The following is an 18515-nucleotide window of genomic DNA, read 5'->3' on the forward strand; positions in this document are numbered from 1 at the left end:
AGCCCGCCGTGTTCGGGCAAGAGCAATGAGGGTGTCATGAGTAACGAAAGCATTAACTGGGACAAGCTGGGTTTCGACTACATCAAGACCGACAAGCGTTACCTGTCCGTATGGCGTAACGGCGAGTGGGACAAGGGCACCCTGACCGAAGACAACGTGCTGCACATCAGTGAAGGCTCCACTGCCCTGCACTATGGCCAGCAGTGCTTCGAAGGCCTGAAGGCCTACCGCTGCAAGGATGGCTCGATCAACCTGTTCCGCCCGGACCAGAACGCCGCGCGCATGCAGCGCAGCTGCGACCGCCTGCTGATGCCACGGGTTTCGACCGAACAGTTCATCGAGGCCTGCAAGCAGGTGGTCAAGGCCAACGAAAAGTTCGTTCCACCGCACGGCAAGGGCGCCCTGTACCTGCGTCCGTTCGTGATCGGTACCGGCGACAACATCGGCGTGCGCACCGCCCCCGAGTTCATCTTCTCGGTCTTCGCCATCCCGGTCGGCTCGTACTTCAAGGGCGGCATGACCCCGCACAAATTCCTCATCTCCGACTTCGACCGTGCCGCCCCGCAAGGCACCGGCGCGGCCAAGGTCGGCGGTAACTATGCGGCCAGCCTGCAGCCAGGCTACGAAGCCAAGAAAGCCGGCTTCGCCGACTGCATCTACCTCGACCCGCTGACCCACAAGAAAATCGAGGAAGTCGGTTCGGCCAACTTCTTCGGCATCACCGCCAACAACGAATTCGTCACGCCGAAGTCGGTCTCGGTACTGCCAGGCATCACCCGCCTGTCGCTGATGGAACTGGCCGAATCGCGCCTGGGCCTGAAGGTCATCGAAGGCGACGTGGAAATCGACAAGCTCGACCGTTTCGTCGAAGCCGGTGCCTGCGGCACCGCGGCGGTGATCACGCCGATCGGTGGCATCCAGTACAACGGCAAGCTGCATGTGTTCCACAGCGAGACCGAGGTAGGCCCTGTGACGCAAAAACTGTATGCCGAGCTGACCGGCATTCAGAGCGGTGACGTCGAGGCGCCAGCGGGCTGGATCGTCAAGGTCGTCTAAGCCTGTGCCGTCATGAGAAAGGGGCGTGCCAGCAATGGCGCGCCCCTTTTCTTTGCCGACACGCCATCGCCCGGTCGGCCACGGCGGTGTTGCGTAGATGAATTTTTCTTAAATCGCCGGTTGTCTATTCTTTGGCACAATCAAGTCTCCACTCGCCGCCCAGGAACCAGCATGCCACGCGTACTGACCATCGAAGACGACGCTGTCACCGCCCAGGAAATCGTCGCCGAACTGTCCAGCCACGGTCTGGAAGTCGACTGGGCCGACAATGGCCGTGAAGGCCTGGCCAAGGCCATCGCCGGCGGCTACGACCTGATCACCCTGGACCGCATGCTGCCCGAGGTCGACGGCCTGACCATCGTCACCACCCTGCGCAACCTGAAGATCGCCACGCCAATCCTGATGATCAGCGCCCTGTCGGACGTCGACGAGCGTGTGCGCGGCCTGCGCGCCGGCGGTGACGACTACCTGACCAAACCGTTCGCCTCCGACGAGATGGCCGCCCGGGTCGAGGTGCTGCTGCGCCGCAACAGCGTGCCGATGACCCAGACCCGCCTGCAGGTCGCCGACCTCGAGCTGGACCTGATCAGCCACGAAGCCCGCCGCGGCGAACAGGCGCTGAACCTGCTGCCCACCGAGTACAAGCTGCTCGAGTACCTGATGCGCCACTCCGGCCAGGTGATCACCCGGATGATGATCTTCGAGGAGGTCTGGGGTTACCACTTCGACCCCGGCACCAACCTGATCGACGTGCATATCGGCCGCCTGCGCAAGAAGATCGACTCGCCCGGCCAGAACCCGCTGATTCGCACCGTGCGGGGCTCCGGCTATGCCATTGCCGAACCCGTCTAAGGGCTGGAGCTCCTCAACCAGCCGTCTGCTGGCGCTGTACAGTTTCCTGTTCGTGGCCTGGAGCAGCATCCTCATGGGGGTGCTGTACTTCGAGGTCACCAGCTACCTGAACAAGCTCACCCGCCACTCGATGCTGCAACGCCAGCACCTGTTCGCTCACATGAGCGGCAAGCAGCTGGACGACGCGCTGGTGGCAAGCCAGGCCTTCGAGGAACGCAGCTTCGACGCCTACGGCCTGTTCGACGCCCAGCTCAACCCGATCGGCGGGCGCATCCGTGCGATACCCTCGGAGCTGGGCCTGGACGGCAAGGTCCATGAACTCAAGCGTTGCCTGGACGCCGACGATCCCCACCTGCCCCGCGATAGCTGCGATGCCGTGGCGATCAAGGTGCAGGATGGTCGCTGGTTGGTGCTGGTGCGCGACAACGGCTCGCTGTTCGTGGTGACGAGGATCATCCTCGACGCCCTGCTCTGGGGTATCTCGCTGACCTTGATCCCGGGCTTCGCCGGCTGGTACCTGCTGCGGCGCAGGCCGCTCAAGCGCATCCGTGCGATCCAGGCCCAGGCCGAGCTGATCGTCGCCGGCGACCTCACCCACCGCCTGCCCCTGTCGGCCCGGCGCGATGAACTGGACATGCTCGCCGCCATCGTCAACGCCATGCTCGATCGCATCGAGCGGCTGATGCACGAGGTCAAGGGCGTCTGTGACAATATCGCCCACGACCTGCGCACTCCGCTGACACGCCTGCGTGCCCAGCTCTACCGCATCCGCCAGCAAAGCGGCAGCGACTCCGCCGAAGGCGCGGCGCTGGACCAGGCGATCGGCGAGACCGACACGCTAATGGCACGCTTTCGCGGCCTGCTGCGCATCAGCGAACTGGAAGACCGCCAGCGCCGCGCCGGCTTTGTCCGGCTCGACCCGCAGGCGTTGCTGGTGGAGCTGCATGACTTCTACCTGCCGCTGGCCGAGGATGGCGGCATTCGCCTGCACCTGGAGCAGCCTGCGCAGCTGGCGGCGCTGCATGGCGACCGGGAGTTGCTGTTCGAGGCACTGGCCAACCTGGTGGGCAACGCGATCAAATTCACCCCCGAGGGCGGACAGGTACGTATCGTCGCCAGCGAGGACGAGGCCGGCGTGCATATTGCAGTCGAGGACAGTGGACCGGGGATTCCGGCGGATGAGCGCGAGGCAGTGTTGAAGCGCTTCTACCGCAGCGAGGAAGGCCATCGTCATGCGGGCTTCGGGCTGGGGCTGTCGATCGTCGCGGCGATCGTCGACCTGCACGGGTTCAGCTTGGAAGTGGGGGCCAGCGAGCTGGGTGGAGCGAGATTGGTGCTGCACTGCCCATTGGCTGGGGTTGCTCAATAAAGAGAGGGGCCGCTTTGCGGCCCTTTCGCCGGCAAGCCGGCTCCCACAGGGAAGGCGCATGGCCTGAGTGTAGGAGCCACCGCGACGAAAGGGCTGCGCAGCAGCCCCTCTGGCGATCAGTCAGCCAGGCGCCAGGTGGTGGTGCCCTTGCTGTCTTCCAGCACCACGCCCATGGCGGCCAGCTGGTCGCGGATGCGGTCGGACTCGGCCCAGTTCTTGTCGCTGCGCGCCTGCAGACGCGCCTGGATCAGCGCCTCCACTTCAGCGGCATCGACCTTGCCCTCGGCGCCGGCGCGCAGGAAGTCATCGGCTTCCAGCTGGAGCACACCCAGCACATCCCCCAGCTCTCGCAGACGACCCGCCAGGCCAGCGGCGGCCTCGGGGTCGCTGTCACGCAGGCGGTTGATCTCGCGCACCAGGTCGAACAACACGGCGCAGGCCTCAGGTGTGCCGAAGTCGTCGTTCATCGCCACGGTGAAACGCTCGACGAATGCCTCGCCACCCTGGGCAGCCACGCGCGGCAGGCCTCGCAGCGCATGGTAGAAGCGCTCGAGCGCGCCCTTGGCGTCGCGCAGGCTGTCCTCGGAGTAGTTGATCGCGCTACGGTAGTGGCTAGCCACCAGCAGGTAACGCACCACTTCCGGGTGGTACTTGTCGAGTACATCGCGGATGGTGAAGAAGTTGTTCAACGACTTGGACATCTTCTCGCCGTTGATGCGAATCATGCCGCAGTGCATCCAGGCGTTGGCGTATTGCTTGCCGGTGGCCGCCTCGCTCTGGGCGATCTCGTTCTCGTGGTGCGGGAACTCCAGGTCGCTGCCGCCACCGTGGATGTCGAAGCTCTCGCCCAGGCAGCAGGTGGACATCACCGAGCACTCGATGTGCCAGCCCGGGCGGCCCGGGCCCCACGGCGAGTCCCAGTAGGGCTCGCCGGGCTTGACGCCCTTCCACAGGACGAAGTCGAGCGGATCCTGCTTGGCCTCGTCGACTTCGATGCGCGCGCCGATGCGCAGGTCTTCGATCTTCTTGCGCGACAGCTTGCCGTAGCCGACGAACTTGCCGACCCGGTAGTACACGTCGCCATTACCCGGCGCGTAGGCGTAGCCCTTGTCGATCAGGGTCTGGATCATCGCGTGCATGCCGGGGATATGGTCGGTGGCACGCGGCTCCAGGTCCGGCTTGAGGATACTCAGGCGGCGCTCGTCCTCGTGCATCGCGTCGATCATGCGGGCGGTCAGCGCGTCGAACGACTCGCCGTTCTCGTTGGCCCGGTTGATGATCTTGTCGTCGATGTCGGTGATGTTGCGCACATAAGTCAGTTCATAGCCGCTCTTGCGCAGCCAGCGGGTGACCAGGTCGAAGGCCACCATGCTGCGGCCGTGGCCCAGGTGGCAGTAGTCGTATACGGTCATGCCGCACACGTACATGCGCACCTTGTTGCCGTCCAGCGGCTTGAAAACTTCCTTGGTCTTGCTCAGCGTGTTGTAGATGGTAAGCACGAAGGTTCCTCAGCTGCCCCACGAATCGCGCAGGGTCACGGTGCGGTTGAACACCGGGCGACCCGGCTGGGAGTCTTTCAGGTCGGCGCAGAAGTAGCCTTCGCGCTCGAACTGGAAGCGGTCTTCCGGTTGGGCCTGGCCCAGGGAAGGTTCCGCGCGACAACCACTGAGCACCTGCAGCGAATCGGGATTGATGTTGTCGAGGAACGTGCCGCCGTCTTCGGTCTTCTCCGGGTTGGCGGAGCGGAACAGGCGGTCGTACAGGCGCACTTCGCACTCGATGCTGCCTTCGGCCGGCACCCAGTGGATCACGCCCTTGACCTTGCGGCCTTCGGGGTTCTTGCCCAGGGTGTCCGGGTCGTACGAGCAGCGCAGCTCGACGATGTTGCCGTCAGTGTCCTTGATCGCCTCGTCGGCGCGGATCACGTAACTGCCGCGCAGGCGCACTTCACCGGCCGGCTCCAGGCGCTTGTAGCCCTTGGGCGGCTCTTCCATGAAGTCGTCGCGGTCGATGTACAGCTCGCGGGCGAAGGGCAGCACGCGCACGCCCATGTCTTCCTTCGGATGGCGCGGCAGTTCGAGCTGCTCGACCTGGCCCTCGGGATAGTTGGTGATCACCACCTTCAGCGGGCGCAGCACGCACATGGCGCGCGGCGCGGTGCGGTCGAGGTCGTCACGGATGCTGAACTCGAGCATCGCCATGTCGACCACGCCGTCGGAACGGTTGGTGCCGATCATCTCGCAGAAGTTGCGGATCGAGGCCGGGGTGTAGCCGCGGCGGCGGTAGCCCGACAGGGTCGACATGCGCGGATCGTCCCAGGCCTCGACGTGGCCTTCGTCCACCAGCTGCTTGAGCTTGCGCTTGGAGGTGATGGTGTAGTTCAGGTTCAGGCGGCTGAACTCGTACTGGCGCGGGTGCGCCGGCACCGGCAGCTTGTCGAGGAACCATTCGTACAGCGGACGGTGGCTTTCGAACTCCAGGGTGCAGATCGAGTGGGTGATGCCTTCGATGGCGTCCGACTGACCGTGGGTGAAGTCATAGTTGGGGTAGATGCACCACTTGTCACCGGTCTGGTGGTGGTGGGCATGGCGGATGCGGTACAGGATCGGGTCGCGCAGGTTCATGTTCGGCGAGGCCATGTCGATCTTGGCGCGCAGCACGCGCTCGCCGTCCTTGAACTCGCCAGCCTTCATGCGGGCGAACAGGTCCAGGTTTTCCTCGATGCTGCGCTCGCGGAACGGGCTGTTCTTGCCTGGCTCGGTCAGGCTGCCGCGGTATTCCTTGGCTTGCTCGGGGGTCAGGTCGCAGACGTAGGCGTTGCCCGACTTGATCAGCTCCACGGCCCAGGCGTGCAGCTGCTCGAAATAGTCCGAGGCATAGCGCACCGGGCCTGCCCATTCGAAGCCCAGCCACTTGACGTCACGCTGGATGGAGTCGATGTACTCCTGGTCTTCCTTGGCCGGGTTGGTATCGTCGAAACGCAGGTGGCAGACGCCGCCGAATTCCTTGGCCAGGCCGAAGTTGACGCAGATCGACTTGGCGTGGCCGATGTGCAGGTAGCCATTGGGCTCGGGCGGGAAACGGGTGACGATGCTCTGGTGCTTGCCCGCGTCCAGGTCGGCCTGGACGATCGGCCGCAGGAAGTTCACAGGGACGGCGGGGGCGCCTTTGGCAGCGGCGTTTGGCGCGTTGTCGGCAGTGGGCTTGCTCATAGTGTCCTTGAATGCAGGTAGCCGGCCGGGTAGGCCGATTGAATCAAAGGGCCTATCATAGCCGAAGCAGTCAAGCTGCTGACAGCCGGAGCACCGACAAAGTGGCGCGTTTTGTCGCCGCAGCGGTCCACAATCCGGCAGAATGGCGCCGCAGTGGCGTGTGCCGCGGCTGCCTGATCCTGCGTCAGGTTGTTCCGTGCGCACCGCGCACCCAATTTCCCGAATGCCTTGAAAGAGCGAATTTCAGCATGTCCAAAGTCAAACTGAGCACCAACCACGGCGATATCGTCCTGCAACTGAATGCCGAGAAAGCCCCGCTGACCACCGAAAACTTCGTTCAGTACGTCAAGGAAGGCCACTACGATGGCACCGTGTTCCACCGCGTGATCAAGGGCTTCATGATCCAGGGCGGCGGTTTCGAGGCTGGCATGAGCCAGAAGAAAACCCGCGCCAGCATCCAGAACGAAGCCGACAACGGCCTGAAGAACACCAAGTACAGCATCGCCATGGCGCGCACCATGGAGCCGCACTCGGCCTCCGCGCAGTTCTTCATCAACGCCTCCGACAACGACTTCCTCAACCACAGCGGCAAGAACGTCCAGGGCTGGGGCTACGCGGTGTTTGGTGAAGTGATCGAAGGCAAGGAAATCGTCGACGCCATCGAGAAGGTCGCCACCGGTTCCAAGGCCGGCCACCAGGACGTGCCGAAGGACGACGTGATCATCGAGAAAGCCGAGATCATTGAGTGATACTGCTGATCTCCGATCTGCACCTGCAAGAAGAACGCCCGGACATTACCCGGGCGTTTCTTGATCTGCTCGACGGTCGCGCCCGCCACGCCAAGGCGCTGTACATCCTCGGTGATTTCTTCGAGGCCTGGATCGGCGACGATGCCATGACGCCCTTCCAGCAGTCGATCTGCCAGGCCCTGCGCCGGTTGAGCGACAGCGGCACGGCCGTGTACCTGATGCACGGCAACCGTGACTTTCTCATTGGCCAGGCGTTCTGCGACGCCGCCGGCTGCACCCTGCTGGCCGACCCCAGCGTGGTCGAACTCGGTGGTGAGGCGGTGTTGCTGATGCACGGCGACACCCTGTGCACCCGTGACGTGGCCTACATGAAGCTGCGCCGCTACCTGCGCAACCCGCTGACCCTGTGGATCCTGCGGCACCTGCCGCTGGGCACGCGGCACAAGCTGGCGCGCAAGCTGCGCAGCGAAAGCAGCGCGCAGACACGCATGAAGAGCACCGAGATCGTCGATGTCACCCCCGAGGAAGTGCCCAAGGTGATGGCCGCCCACGGCGTGCGCACCCTGGTCCACGGCCATACCCATCGACCGGCGCTACACAAGCTGGTGGTTGACGGCCAGCCGGCACGGCGCATCGTGCTGGGCGACTGGGATCGGCGTGGCTGGGCGTTGCAGGTGGATGAACAGGGTTTCCAGCTAGCGCCGTTCGAGTTTTCCTGAACCCGGCACTTTGCATTGGGGCTGCCCTGCAGCCCATCGCCGGCAAGCCGGCTCCCACAGGACCGCGCACGCTTGGATTTGCGCTTTCCCTGTGGGGCCGGCTTGCCGGCGATGCGGTCAATCAAGTTATTGGGCGCTGACCACCCGTCCCTTGTCTCGCTCGCTGATCACGTACTGCCGATACTGCGGATCAGCCTTGATCTGCGCCTCGGTGAACGGAATCGGCGCCAGCTGCTTGGCCGCGAAGGCCCGTGTCTGGTCGGCGGCATGCGCCGAGGCCTTCTCGCTCGACAGCGAAAACGCCAGCAGCCCCTGGGCCTGGGGCCCCTGCTCGGTGAAGCTGACCACCTGCAGATAGCTCGAACCACTGACCACCAGGCGCTTGCCCGGCCCCACCGGCACACTGACCATCGCGTTGTAGACACCCAGCGCCTGTGGGCCGCCGGGCACCGGCGTGCCATCGGCGGCCTGCTGGATCTGCCCCCAACGCTGGTCGGCGGCGATGCCTGCTTCACCCACCTGTTGCAGCGACGCCAGCGCCGCCTCGCGCAGCAGCTTGCGCACCGCAGCCTGTTCTACCGCCAGGCCACGAGGCGTGTGCAACGGGTCGGCCGGGTCGAACGGCACGCGCCAGCTGTGCGGATGCTCGGCCAACGCGCCGGCGATGTTGATGAAATGAACCAGGCCGATACCGCTATCCTGGTCGGCCTTGCCGGTCCACGCCTGCAGGCTGGCGCACACCGACTGAATGTCCGCCTCCACGCCCTTGCACCATTGCAACAGGTCCGGCATCAGCAGGCTGGCCTGATACACCTCGTCATCGAACACCATGCGCTGCAGTTCGGCGACACCCAGCTTGCCCTTGCCTTGCAGGCGCTGCAGGGCAAAGCGGCTGCGCAGGCCCAGGGGCTGGTCGGCACGGCTGACCAAGGGCGAGAAGCCGGTCAACGGCTGGGCCGGATTGGCCATCCACGCCGAATCGTTGGCGTGCTGTACATAATCGCGCCGCTCCAGGCTCGGCAGCAGGTTGGCCGGGAAGATACCCGGCTGGGCCGCCTGCGCATCCACCTTCCACTGGCAGGCGCTGCGCGACCCGTCGAGGACCACCAGCGGGCCCGACGCGCCCGGGTTGCTGCACTGCTCCAGCATCCCTTGATCGACATAGGGCACCACCGACTGATTCAAGTACAAGGCCTGGCCCGCAGCATCCACCGCCAGGGTGTTGACCCAGGGGATACCCTGCAACTGCCCCACCGACGCCTTCAGCGCCTGCAGGCTGTCGGCGCGGTTGATCCGGTACCACTGCTGCAATACCCGAGTGTTGTCGAGGTTTGCGTCGCGCAGGCTGTAGGCAGCGTGATTGTCCCAGTCCAGACGGCCGGGCCATTGCACCACCGGGCCGAACTTCGACAGGTGGATCGTGCGCTCCACCTGGCTGAGCGTACCGTCCTCACCCTTCACCGTGACCTTCAGCAGCTTGCGCTCCAGCGCCAGCGACTGGCCGTCATACAGGTAGCGGGTGGCGTCCTTGGGGTCCAGTTGCAGACGGTAGAGGGTGAAATGCTTGGAGGTGTCGACCGTGTGGGTCCAGGCCAGGTGCCGGTTGAAACCGATATTGACCACCGGCAGGCCCGGCAACGCCGCCCCCATCACATCCAGCTGCCCGGGGATGGTCAACTGCATCTGATAGAAACGCAGCCCGCCAACCCACGGGAAGTGCGGATTGGCCAGCAGCAGCCCACGGCCATTGGCCGAACGCTCGGCGCCCACGGCCACGGCATTGCTGCCACGCTCGGCGGCGAACTGCGCCTGTCGCGCCAAGGCCACGCTGTAGTCGACCGCCGGGCGCTGCGCCGCCAGCTTGGGGGGCGTCGCGGCGACCACGGCCTCGACGAATTGCCCCACACCGCCCTCGGCCAGCAAGCGTCGGGTCAGCTTGACCAGGTCGCGGCTGGTGATCGGCCGTAGCCACTCCCCTGCCCCGCACTCGGCCGGCAGCCCCTCGGCCCGTCGCTCACCCAGGGCACGGTTGTAGCCGTTGGCATAACCATCAAGCAGGTCGCGCACCGCCACCGGCTGCGCCTTGAGGAAACTGTCTACCGCCGCAGGTTCGTTGAGCCAGGTAAAGAACAGGTCACTGGAGAGGTTGTCACGCTGCTCGATCGTCTTGCCATCGGCACCGAAATAACGGGAGCGCTCGCCATTGACCGTCAGCACCTCGCCGGCCAGCAGGCACAGGTTGTCCTGGGCATAGGCGTAGCCGATGCCGTAACCCAGGCCGCGCTCGTCCTTGGCCAGGATATGCGGCACGCCGAAGCTGGTGCGACGGATCTGCGCGGAAGCCTCGCCATCGACCTCCCGCGCCTGCAGGGTCAGGCTGGAAGCGACCAGGGCGGCGGCGAGGCCCAGGCGAAACAGGGGAAGAGAGATCACAGGCACTCCTCGTGCTATCGGGGTCATCCCGAACAGACGAATGGCCAGATGAAAATTTTACGTTCGACGGGGCGCTACAACGTTTCAACAGAACGTGTCAGATTTTTTTCATCGGGGGTTGCAGATTTGTCGCGCTCAAACGTCTTTAGATGTGAGGCACCCATGATTTCGGGACAGTCCACGAAAAGGAGCATTCACATGTACAACCCGCAACAGTTGCTAGCGGCGCAGCCTGCACCCAGCCAGGCCGCCGCCCCCCAGGAGGAACGCGTGGGCAACGAACAGATCCGCGAGCTGCTGCGCGCCTATGGCCTGCGCACCAGCCTGATCCGGCTGAAGGTCATCGACGCCCTGCACACCGCCGGCCGCAATGGCCGCAGCATCGGTGTGCGCGGCGTGCATGCGCAACTCGAGCAATTGGATATTCCGTTGTCCTTCCTGAGCGTGCGCGAAGTGCTCAAGCGCCTGTGCAGCGAGGGCGTGATCAGCCTGGGCAGCGACAAGTGCTACAGCCTGAACCCTGAGGCCCAGGCCGTACTCGAGCAACCTGCCTCGCGCTGAGCGCATGGCCGGCAAGGATATGCCGGCCGGCCCGCTTCAGGGTTTCACCTTGCGCCGCAGAATCCCGTTGATTACCACCACGACCACCGCAATGGCGATGGCGATGTACTGGAACGTCTGCTCGCTGATAGTGCCCTGCTTCTGCAGGTAACTTAGGCCGAGCATGATCCCCAGGACCACCAGGATAATCAGGATCGAATATTTCAGGCGCTGCACGTGTGTCATCGGAGGTTCCTTGCGACATCGGGGACATGAGGCTCCAGCGGAGCCGACGCAATGATACCTCGCCCGCCTTTCCCTCGCTGCAGTTCCGGCCAGCGTCTCACGCCGTAATACCCTCCTGACCGCCCCCTGCTCAACGACAGTGTCGAGCCGTGTCTTCGGTTACATATCTGGGTAACGCACCCAATAAGCCATCATGGAACCCCTTCTCTAGATAGTTTGGGGCCTGCAGCGCAAGGGCGAAGGAATTTCCTACTTCATGTCGCCCTATTACCCGCAAATAACAGACAAAGGCGGCTACAAGCCCCGGTCCGCTTCGCGCCTAGCGACCCTTTCCACCGCTGTTCGAAAATCCGCCTACGCCACTCGGGCCATCCCGTGGCAACCAGAGCCGCAGCCCATCGGGGCCTCGGCGTCTGCCAAACCCAATGACGGAAGGAACCATTTCGTGGAAATGCCAGACCTGAGCAACATCGACATCACTCAATTGCCTCAGTCGTTACAGGCGCTGATCGAATGCATCGGCCTGGACAGCGCCTACCGGCTGACCCGTGCCTTTGGCGGACGCCCCAAATACATCCCCAAGCATCGCCAACGCACCAAACTGGCCGATGTGTTGCCACCCGAAGCGCTCGATGCGCTGATCCAGCGCTACGCCGGCCTGGCCCTGGAGATCCCCAAGCCCGATCACTTCCAACGCCAGCTGCGTAACCAGCAGATCCAGAGGGAGAGCGCCAGCGGGCTTTCACGCAGCCTGCTCGCCGACAAGTATGGATTGAGCCTGCGACAGATCGGCAACATTCGTAGACAGGCATAGCTCGCGCCCGGCCAAGGGGTGACGCCGGAAGCAATCGATCGGGCGAAGATCGAGGCACGGATCAAGGCGATGCCACGGTGACCGCGAACTACTTTTCGCCGTCCTCGAGCGGTGTGCTCCACAGCACCAGCTCGAGCGCCGCGGCAATCTGGATGCGGTGGTCGGCAAATGGAATGGGCAGCAGGTCCTGGGCGCGCTCCAGGCGCCGCAGCAAGGTATTGCGATGCGTACCCAACGCTTCGGCGGTCTGGGTGATGTTGCAGCCATGGGCCAGGAATGCATGCAACGAATGCTGCAGCGCCATCGGCTCTGTGGCCAGGCGCCCCAGGGTACTCAAGACAAACTGCCTGGCCGCCCGGGCATCCTGAGTCATCAACGACACCATCCTTACCTGATCGATACTGGCCACAGGCGGCGCGCCCGCCAGGCGCCCCATCAGCCGCTGGGTGGTCAAAGCTTCCAGGTGGGAGCGACGGAAACCGTTGAGCCCCGCCGCCGGGGCGCCCAGTGCCGCACGAACGCCTGGGTACTGACGAACCACGTCTTGCAGCGCATTGAGGTCCAGAGACCTTGTCGCAGCACTCCAGCCCCATAAGGTCGCAGGCCCGGCGAACACCACCAGCGGCGCCCCCGCCCCCGTGAGGCTTGCCAGCGCGCGCGCCATGTCCTCCAGCGGACGAATGTGCGCTTCGGGCGTCTCGCTCCACACCAGAAAGGCCTGGTGCTTCTGCGCAAGGCTGTAGCCCAGGCGTCTGGCGAACTGCTCGGCATCGACATCGCGGCCGTCGAGCAGGCGACTGACCAGGCCGCGTTTGTCCACGTGATCGTCATGGGCCTGAGCGTGCTTTTCTTCCAGGATGATCCGGGTGATCACACGCATGTTGCTGTCGATGAATTCCGAGATCGAACGCGAGGACACATCGAGCAATTCCTCGAGCACCACAGGATCTTGCGTCAGGCCAAACGCCATCTTCATCCACAGTTCCCAGGCGGTGTTCTGTGTCGACCTTGCGACATTCATCAACATTTCGGACAGCCCCCTGTGCGCGAGCTCCCTCGCCGTATCCACCATGTCGGCAGACACATAGGGTTCCACCGGCTCTCCCGGGCGCTGCATGTTGGCGTTGGCCCAGTGCAGCAGCTCTGCCCTGTTGGCGCGCCGAAACGCAGCCAGGATGACCGGGTCTTCCAGCAACTTCGCATCTTGCGCTGAAGTGAAAAGCGCCTGGTTCAGCCGCTCGACCCACTCCGGCGGCAGCGCCTGAGCACGCTCGGCGCCCTTGCGAATAAGTTCACGCACGGCTTCCGAGGGGCGTGGCCAGGGGGAGAAAGAACCGGTCATATGGGTGCCTATCGCGCAGAACTCCGTGGAAAATGCTGTTGCTCGTACTTGCGGGTCTACCCCGGACTGCTCTTGTTCAGCATGCTCTTGGCAACAGCGCAACAGCAGCGCCATGAGCAACCGTCATTCCTGACGGGGCACGACACCGCGACGTGAAAACAGGATAGGCGCCCCTTCGGCATCGAGCAGCACCGCCGTCAGCGACAAGCCATCAGCCGACTGCTTTTCCTGGAAATGGCGCCCGCCATCGTCGCTCAGCATCATCAGCCCATCCAGCCCGACCACCAGCACCCGGGTACCCGCTACCGCCATGGCGGTGACGGAGCCTTTGCCGTGGGTGGGCAACCTGCGCAAGTCCTTCCCCTCGTTGGCACCCTGCAGCAACGTGCCGCGCTGGCCACCGAGCAACAGGCTGCCGTCGTTCAGCACAGCCCCGGACCACAAGGTGCCTGTGTAGCCGGTATCCAGGTAACCCCAGCTTTTGCCATGGTCCCCGGAGTGCAACAGCTGCCCATGCTCGGCGGTGGCGTACAGCGTGCCGTGGCTGTCGGCAAACAGCCCCATCAGGTTGAGGTCGGCCTTCTTGGCACCCGGCGGCGGCGGCAACGATTGCTCGGTCCAGGTCTTGCCACCATCCTCGGTGGTCAGCAGCAACGACCACAGCCCCACGGCAACGCCCTGTTGGGCGTTGAAGAAATGTACGGCGAACAGCGGCCGATCTTCGTCGCTGGACAAGCGCTGGATCTGCCACGACTCGCCACCGTCGGTGGTGGCCAGGATCGCGCCCCAATGGCCAACCGCCCAGCCACGCTGGGCGTCCACGAAGGACACCCCCGTCAATTGAGTGGATACCGGCACCGAACGCGCCTGACGGAAGCGCTTGCCCTGGTCGTCCGACAGCAAGACCACGCCGTGGTCGCCGACCGCGACCACGCGCTCCCCGGCCCAGACGGCATCCAGCATGGTCGCTTGCGTGGCATTGCTCGCCTGTACGGCAGGCACTGCCTGCAAGGGCTCGGCCCAGGCAGATAGCAACGGCAATGTCGCGGCGAGCACCGCCGCGATCAATGAACCCCTGAATCGCATGTTTCTCTCCTCAGTGCAGCAGCGCGCCGATCATGCGCACGGGGCGCTTGCGCGGGAATACCCGCTCCAGCCAGACCGCGAACGCCGGCAGTACGGTCATGGCCATGACCATGTTGACGATGAACATGAAGGCCAGCAGCTTGCCCATGTCCGCCTGGAACTTCAGGTCAGAGAAAGCCCAGGTGGCGACGCCCACCGCCAGGGTGATCGCGGTGAAGATCGTGGCCACGCCCACTTCGAGCAACGCGTACTCGACCGCCTTGGTGATCGACTGACCATGGGCCAGGTGCAGTTGCAGGCGGTTGTAGATGTAGAAGGCGTAGTCGACGCCGATGCCCACCGCCAGCACCATCACCGGCAAGGTGGCGATGGTCAGGCCGATCTGCAGCTCCTTCATGAACCAGTAGCCAATGAACGTACCGATGGTCAACGGCAGGCAGCACACAAGCACCGCGCGCAGGTCGCGATAGACCGCGAACACCAGCAACGCGATCGCGGCATAGACATACAGCAGCATGGGCGTCTCGCTCTTCTCCACCTCCTCGTTGATCGCCGCCAGGACACCGGCGTTACCCGAGGCGAGGCGGATCGCCAGGTCCGGTTGCGGATACTCGCTACGGAACGCCTTGACCGCCGCCACCACCCGGTTGATCGTCGTCGCCTTGTGGTCGGCCAGGTACAGGTGCACCGCGGACATGCTGCAGTCGGTACGCACCAGTCCAGGAGTGCGCGCCACCTCGGTGGCCAGCGCCGCGTAGTTCATCGGGTCGATGGGCACCACGGCCATCTTCGGGTTGCCTTCGTTGTAGCCCTCGTTGAACTGGCGCAGGTTGCTGGAGAACGACGCTACCGACAGCACGCCAGGCACGCCCTGCATGGCCCAGACGAAACGGTCCTGGTACTGGCCTGCGGCGACATCCTCGCACGCCGCCGGCACGCCTTCGCCAGCCTCCCCCGGCCTGGCTTCGAACACCACGCTGAGCCAGTCCAGGCCAATGTCATAGTTGTTGGCGATGGACACGGCGTCGCGGTTGAAGCGCGAATCCTCGCGCAACTCCGGGGCTCCGGCCTGCAACGAACCGACGACACGGTCATGGCTTTGCCAGATCGCCAGCAGAAAGATCACCAGCGCCACGCCCAGTACCCACTGCGCGTTGCGCCACTCGGCCAGCCGCGACAGGCCACGCAACCAGCGGCTGCGGCGCTGCCGGGAAACCTCCTGGGCCGCCGCGTACCTGTCGTCGACCCGCAGCATGGACGCCAGCAAGGGCAGCATCAGCAGGTTGGTGATGATCTTGTAGGCCACCCCGAGCGATGCGGTGATCGCCAGTTCCCGCACCATCGGGATCGGGATCAGCAGCAACGTCACGAAAGACACCAGAGCGGTCACCAGCGCCAACGTTCCGGGGATCAGCAAACCGGTGAAGCTCGAACGTGCCGCCGCTTCGGCACTCTTGCCGATGGCGATCTCGCGAACGATGAAGTTGATCTGCTGCACGCCATGGGAAACCCCGATGGCGAACACCAGGAACGGCACCAGCACCGCCAGCGGGTCGAGCCCGTAGCCGAGCAGGCGCAAGCTGCCGAATTGCCAGACCAGCGAGGCCAGCGAACAGACCAGCGCCAGCAGGGTGAAGCGCAGCGAATGGCAATACCAGTACACCGCCGCCGCGGTCAGCAGCAGCGCCAGCAAGCAGAACTCCAGCACCGCCGAAGCGCCGTCGGCGATGTCGCCGATCTGCTTGGCGAAGCCGATGATCTGCACTTCGAAATCGCCATCTTCGAACTGCTGGCGGAGCTCTTTTTCCAGGCGGTGATTGAACGCGACATAGTCCAGGTGCGTCCCGTCGGCCTCGTACTCGTTGAGCTCCGCGGTGATCATCGCGCTGCTCTGATCACGCGACACCAGGGTGCCGATGAAGCCCCCTTGCGCGGTGGAGTTGGCGATCGAGGCGATGACCTGGTCGTTCAGGTGCTCGGGCGAAACCGTGCCCGGCACCAGTGGATCGGCGCGAAAGCCTTCTTCGGTAATCTCGTTGACGAAGGCATTGGGCGTCCACAACGAGCGCACGCTACTGCGCGAGATACCGGGCAGGAAGCTGATTGCCTGGGTCACGTCATACAACCGCTTCAGCCCAGGGGCGCTCCAGATATCACCTTTGCGTGCCTTGACCACGATGGTCAGGCGGTTGGCACCCATCAGGTCGTTGCGGTACGTCTCGAAGGTCTGGATGTATTCATGGCCGACCGGCAACTGTTTTTCGAAGCCGGCGTCCATGCGCAACTGCACCGCGAACCAGGCCATGATCAGGGTGAACACGGCCAGGCCCGCCAGCACCAGCCGACGATGTCCAAACAAGACCCGCTCGACGCGTGGCAACACGCCACGCGCCTGGACCTCTGTCAGTTTTACAGAACCGTTCACAGGAGGCCTCACAAGGTACGGGAGATCGCGATGCCGACATAGTCGCGGTCACGATACAGCTGGTCGTAAGGGGTATCGCCGCCCATGAACTTGGCGTAGTTCAGGGACACCTGCCAACTGGCCGGGTTGCGCACGAAGTTCAGGTAGAAGTTCATGCTGCTCGCGTCCTTGGTGAAGGTGGCCGTGAGGTTCGGTGTGCGCCCGCTCAGCGAGCGTGCGTAGAACACTCCCGGGGTGACCTGCCAGCCCGGCAGCAAGGTGCCGTCGTAGGTCATGCTGAAGTCCAGGTTGATGCCCGACGAGGTCTTGTCGCCACGCGACTTCGGCGCGGTCGCAGGGTCCAGCTGCCAGGCATTGAGGCCGGCGGCGAGCGGCTCGCCGTTGACCTGGTCATGCAGCCCCGGGTACTTGATGACCACCAGTTCTGTGAGCAAGGTACCGGTGCTGGCGCCAGTGAAATCCAGCAGCGTCGGCGAGTTGGACGGCGTGAAGCTGTAAAGGCCGGTCAGGTGCCACTGGAACTTCTTTTCGTCCTTCCAGCATTTGCCGCCATTGCTCGAACACAGGTCGACGACCGGGTTGAGCATCACCGAATCCTTTGGCCGATAGGACAGCTCGGTACCGACGGCCCAGTCGCCGATCGGCATGTTGGCGCTCACGCCATACATCATCCGGTCTTCCTGGTAGCGCCAGGAGGGTGCGGCGGCAAAGGTGTCCGGGTCGAGAATATCCACGCGCAACGACGGCGTCTTGTCGTGGTAGCGCATCACGTAGAAGCCATAGTTGACGTCGCTGTCCTCCGGCTGCCAGCGCAGCGAAAGGCCCCACTGGCCGCTGTCCCGGGCTTTGTTCTCGGAGAACCCGTACTCGCCCCTGCCCTCGCCGAGCGCGTTGGTGGTGGACCAGTAGCTGCCCACCGGCGGCAGCTCGCTCTTGTTCCAGCGGAATTGATAATAGGCCTCGACGTTGACCCCGGAGCCCAGACCCGAGGCGACACTGAGCATCGGCGCCGGCAGCACGGCCTCCTTGAGCTGCACCCCCGGACGGGCCAGGGCTTGATAGTCGTAGGCGTTGGTATTGTTGATACCCCCGGCCACGAACAGGCTCTCGCCCCAGTTGATCACCTGGTTACCCAGGCGCGCCCGGACACGCTGCCCACCCACGTCGAAGCCTTTGCTCACCCACAGATCGAGCAGGCGCGCCTTGAAGGCGAGATCGTCGCGAGCATCTTTGCCAAGGCCGCTACTGCCGATGCTTTCAGGGGTGTTGAACGAGCGCGTGCCAGTGGTATCGGTGGCCGCGAAGTCACGGATCCAGGTACCGCGCGCCATGAAGGTGACGTCCTCGGGCATCTTCAGCAACAGCTCGTGGGTACCCTTGAGGTAGTTGGTGAACATGTCGCCGCGGTCGTAGTTCAGGTCGCCCTGGTCCGCCACGCCCGAGCTCTGCGCCAGGCAGCCGGACGGCACATTGTGCCCGGTCGGCCCTTGGTTGATCAGGTTGCAGCCGCGCGACTCCGTACGTACGCCCATGCCGGCGGTGATGGTGGAGTCGAACGAACCATTGAGGGTTTCGGTTTCGAAGGTGAACCCCATTGCCAGTGGGGTGGTGCATACGATGACAAGGCCTGATGCTTTGCTAATTATTCTTTTCATGCTGGCTCTCGATCTGA

General features: G+C 64.1%; 15 protein-coding genes. 7 read left to right on the top strand and 8 right to left on the bottom strand.

The features are described from left to right. Nucleotides 1-36: 36 nt before the first annotated feature. The 3 genes from KSS90_RS14105 (at nucleotide 37) to KSS90_RS14115 (ending at nucleotide 3277) form a co-directional block, all read left to right on the top strand. On the top strand, nucleotides 37-1056 hold the full coding sequence (locus tag KSS90_RS14105; protein WP_038706002.1) for a branched-chain amino acid aminotransferase: 1020 nt from the start codon (nucleotides 37-39) through the stop codon (nucleotides 1054-1056). 171 nt (nucleotides 1057-1227) lie between these two features. Next, entirely contained in the window at nucleotides 1228-1908 is a 681-nt protein-coding gene (locus tag KSS90_RS14110; RefSeq protein WP_038706001.1) for a response regulator transcription factor, read from the top strand. After that, nucleotides 1886-3277, top strand: a complete 1392-nt coding sequence (locus KSS90_RS14115; protein ID WP_217866048.1) for a sensor histidine kinase — start codon at nucleotides 1886-1888, stop codon at nucleotides 3275-3277. The genes KSS90_RS14110 and KSS90_RS14115 overlap by 23 nt, the downstream gene beginning before the upstream one ends. Nucleotides 3278-3393: 116 nt before the next feature. On the opposite strand, the gene cysS is transcribed toward KSS90_RS14115, so the two are convergent. Continuing rightward, complete coding sequence (gene cysS, locus KSS90_RS14120; RefSeq protein ID WP_038705999.1) at nucleotides 3394-4776, bottom strand: cysteine--tRNA ligase; 1383 nt, start codon at nucleotides 4774-4776, stop codon at nucleotides 3394-3396. A gap of 9 nt (nucleotides 4777-4785) precedes the next feature. Beyond that, nucleotides 4786-6489, bottom strand: a complete 1704-nt coding sequence (locus KSS90_RS14125; protein WP_217866049.1) for a glutamine--tRNA ligase/YqeY domain fusion protein — start codon at nucleotides 6487-6489, stop codon at nucleotides 4786-4788. Between the two features lie 248 nt (nucleotides 6490-6737). Between KSS90_RS14125 and KSS90_RS14130 the strand changes: the two genes are divergently transcribed. Next, a complete protein-coding gene (locus tag KSS90_RS14130; RefSeq protein WP_217866050.1) occupies nucleotides 6738-7238 on the top strand; it encodes a peptidylprolyl isomerase in 501 nt (166 codons plus the stop codon). Next, nucleotides 7235-7957: a UDP-2,3-diacylglucosamine diphosphatase gene (locus tag KSS90_RS14135; RefSeq protein ID WP_217866051.1), complete on the top strand. Its 723-nt coding sequence runs from the start codon at nucleotides 7235-7237 to the stop codon at nucleotides 7955-7957. Before KSS90_RS14130 ends, KSS90_RS14135 begins: the two co-directional genes overlap by 4 nt. 126 nt (nucleotides 7958-8083) lie before the next feature. On the opposite strand, the gene pvdQ is transcribed toward KSS90_RS14135, so the two are convergent. Further along, a complete protein-coding gene (pvdQ, locus tag KSS90_RS14140) occupies nucleotides 8084-10417 on the bottom strand; it encodes a bifunctional acylase PvdQ (protein ID WP_217866052.1) in 2334 nt (777 codons plus the stop codon). A 171-nt stretch (nucleotides 10418-10588) separates the two neighbouring features. Here pvdQ and KSS90_RS14145 point away from each other — a divergent pair, with 171 nt between their 5' ends. Beyond that, nucleotides 10589-10951, top strand: a complete 363-nt coding sequence (locus KSS90_RS14145) for a fe2+ zn2+ uptake regulation protein (protein WP_217866053.1) — start codon at nucleotides 10589-10591, stop codon at nucleotides 10949-10951. 36 nt (nucleotides 10952-10987) lie between these two features. On the opposite strand, the gene KSS90_RS14150 is transcribed toward KSS90_RS14145, so the two are convergent. Beyond that, complete coding sequence (locus tag KSS90_RS14150) at nucleotides 10988-11176, bottom strand: hypothetical protein (protein WP_011533313.1); 189 nt, start codon at nucleotides 11174-11176, stop codon at nucleotides 10988-10990. Nucleotides 11177-11621: 445 nt separating this feature from the next. On the opposite strand from KSS90_RS14150, the gene KSS90_RS14155 reads away from it, so the two are divergent. Then, the gene (locus tag KSS90_RS14155; RefSeq protein ID WP_217866054.1) at nucleotides 11622-11990 is read left to right on the top strand and encodes a Mor transcription activator family protein; all 369 of its coding nucleotides are present in this window, start codon (nucleotides 11622-11624) and stop codon (nucleotides 11988-11990) included. A gap of 88 nt (nucleotides 11991-12078) precedes the next feature. On the opposite strand, the gene KSS90_RS14160 is transcribed toward KSS90_RS14155, so the two are convergent. Genes KSS90_RS14160 through KSS90_RS14175 form a run of 4 tightly spaced genes read right to left on the bottom strand, consistent with a single transcriptional unit; the run spans nucleotide 12079 to nucleotide 18498 of the window. Further along, the gene (locus tag KSS90_RS14160; RefSeq protein WP_225933083.1) at nucleotides 12079-13446 is read right to left on the bottom strand and encodes a PucR family transcriptional regulator; all 1368 of its coding nucleotides are present in this window, start codon (nucleotides 13444-13446) and stop codon (nucleotides 12079-12081) included. A gap of 9 nt (nucleotides 13447-13455) precedes the next feature. Continuing rightward, nucleotides 13456-14418 carry a WD40/YVTN/BNR-like repeat-containing protein gene (locus tag KSS90_RS14165; protein WP_217866055.1) on the bottom strand — a complete coding sequence of 321 codons (963 nt, stop codon included), beginning with the start codon at nucleotides 14416-14418 and terminating at the stop codon, nucleotides 13456-13458. Between the two features lie 10 nt (nucleotides 14419-14428). Beyond that, nucleotides 14429-16843, bottom strand: coding sequence for an efflux RND transporter permease subunit (locus KSS90_RS14170; RefSeq protein ID WP_217866056.1), 2415 nt, complete (start codon nucleotides 16841-16843; stop codon nucleotides 14429-14431). Between the two features lie 8 nt (nucleotides 16844-16851). Continuing rightward, a complete protein-coding gene (locus tag KSS90_RS14175) occupies nucleotides 16852-18498 on the bottom strand; it encodes a DUF1302 domain-containing protein (protein WP_367616209.1) in 1647 nt (548 codons plus the stop codon). Between the last annotated feature and the right edge of the window lie 17 nt (nucleotides 18499-18515).

Source organism: Pseudomonas maumuensis (assembly GCF_019139675.1).
Taxonomy (GTDB): domain Bacteria; phylum Pseudomonadota; class Gammaproteobacteria; order Pseudomonadales; family Pseudomonadaceae; genus Aquipseudomonas; species Aquipseudomonas maumuensis.

Coding starts and splice junctions, on each gene's coding strand:
- KSS90_RS14125 (WP_217866049.1), bottom strand. CDS start 6,489: ATGAGCAAGCCCACTGCCGACAACGCGCCAAACGCCGCTGCCAAAGGC.
- KSS90_RS14160 (WP_225933083.1), bottom strand. CDS start 13,446: ATGGCGCTGCTGTTGCGCTGTTGCCAAGAGCATGCTGAACAAGAGCAG.
- KSS90_RS14165 (WP_217866055.1), bottom strand. CDS start 14,418: ATGCGATTCAGGGGTTCATTGATCGCGGCGGTGCTCGCCGCGACATTG.
- pvdQ (WP_217866052.1), bottom strand. CDS start 10,417: ATGACCCCGATAGCACGAGGAGTGCCTGTGATCTCTCTTCCCCTGTTT.
- KSS90_RS14150 (WP_011533313.1), bottom strand. CDS start 11,176: ATGACACACGTGCAGCGCCTGAAATATTCGATCCTGATTATCCTGGTG.
- KSS90_RS14145 (WP_217866053.1), top strand. CDS start 10,589: ATGTACAACCCGCAACAGTTGCTAGCGGCGCAGCCTGCACCCAGCCAG.
- KSS90_RS14115 (WP_217866048.1), top strand. CDS start 1,886: ATGCCATTGCCGAACCCGTCTAAGGGCTGGAGCTCCTCAACCAGCCGT.
- KSS90_RS14175 (WP_367616209.1), bottom strand. CDS start 18,498: ATGAAAAGAATAATTAGCAAAGCATCAGGCCTTGTCATCGTATGCACC.
- KSS90_RS14110 (WP_038706001.1), top strand. CDS start 1,228: ATGCCACGCGTACTGACCATCGAAGACGACGCTGTCACCGCCCAGGAA.
- KSS90_RS14105 (WP_038706002.1), top strand. CDS start 37: ATGAGTAACGAAAGCATTAACTGGGACAAGCTGGGTTTCGACTACATC.
- KSS90_RS14130 (WP_217866050.1), top strand. CDS start 6,738: ATGTCCAAAGTCAAACTGAGCACCAACCACGGCGATATCGTCCTGCAA.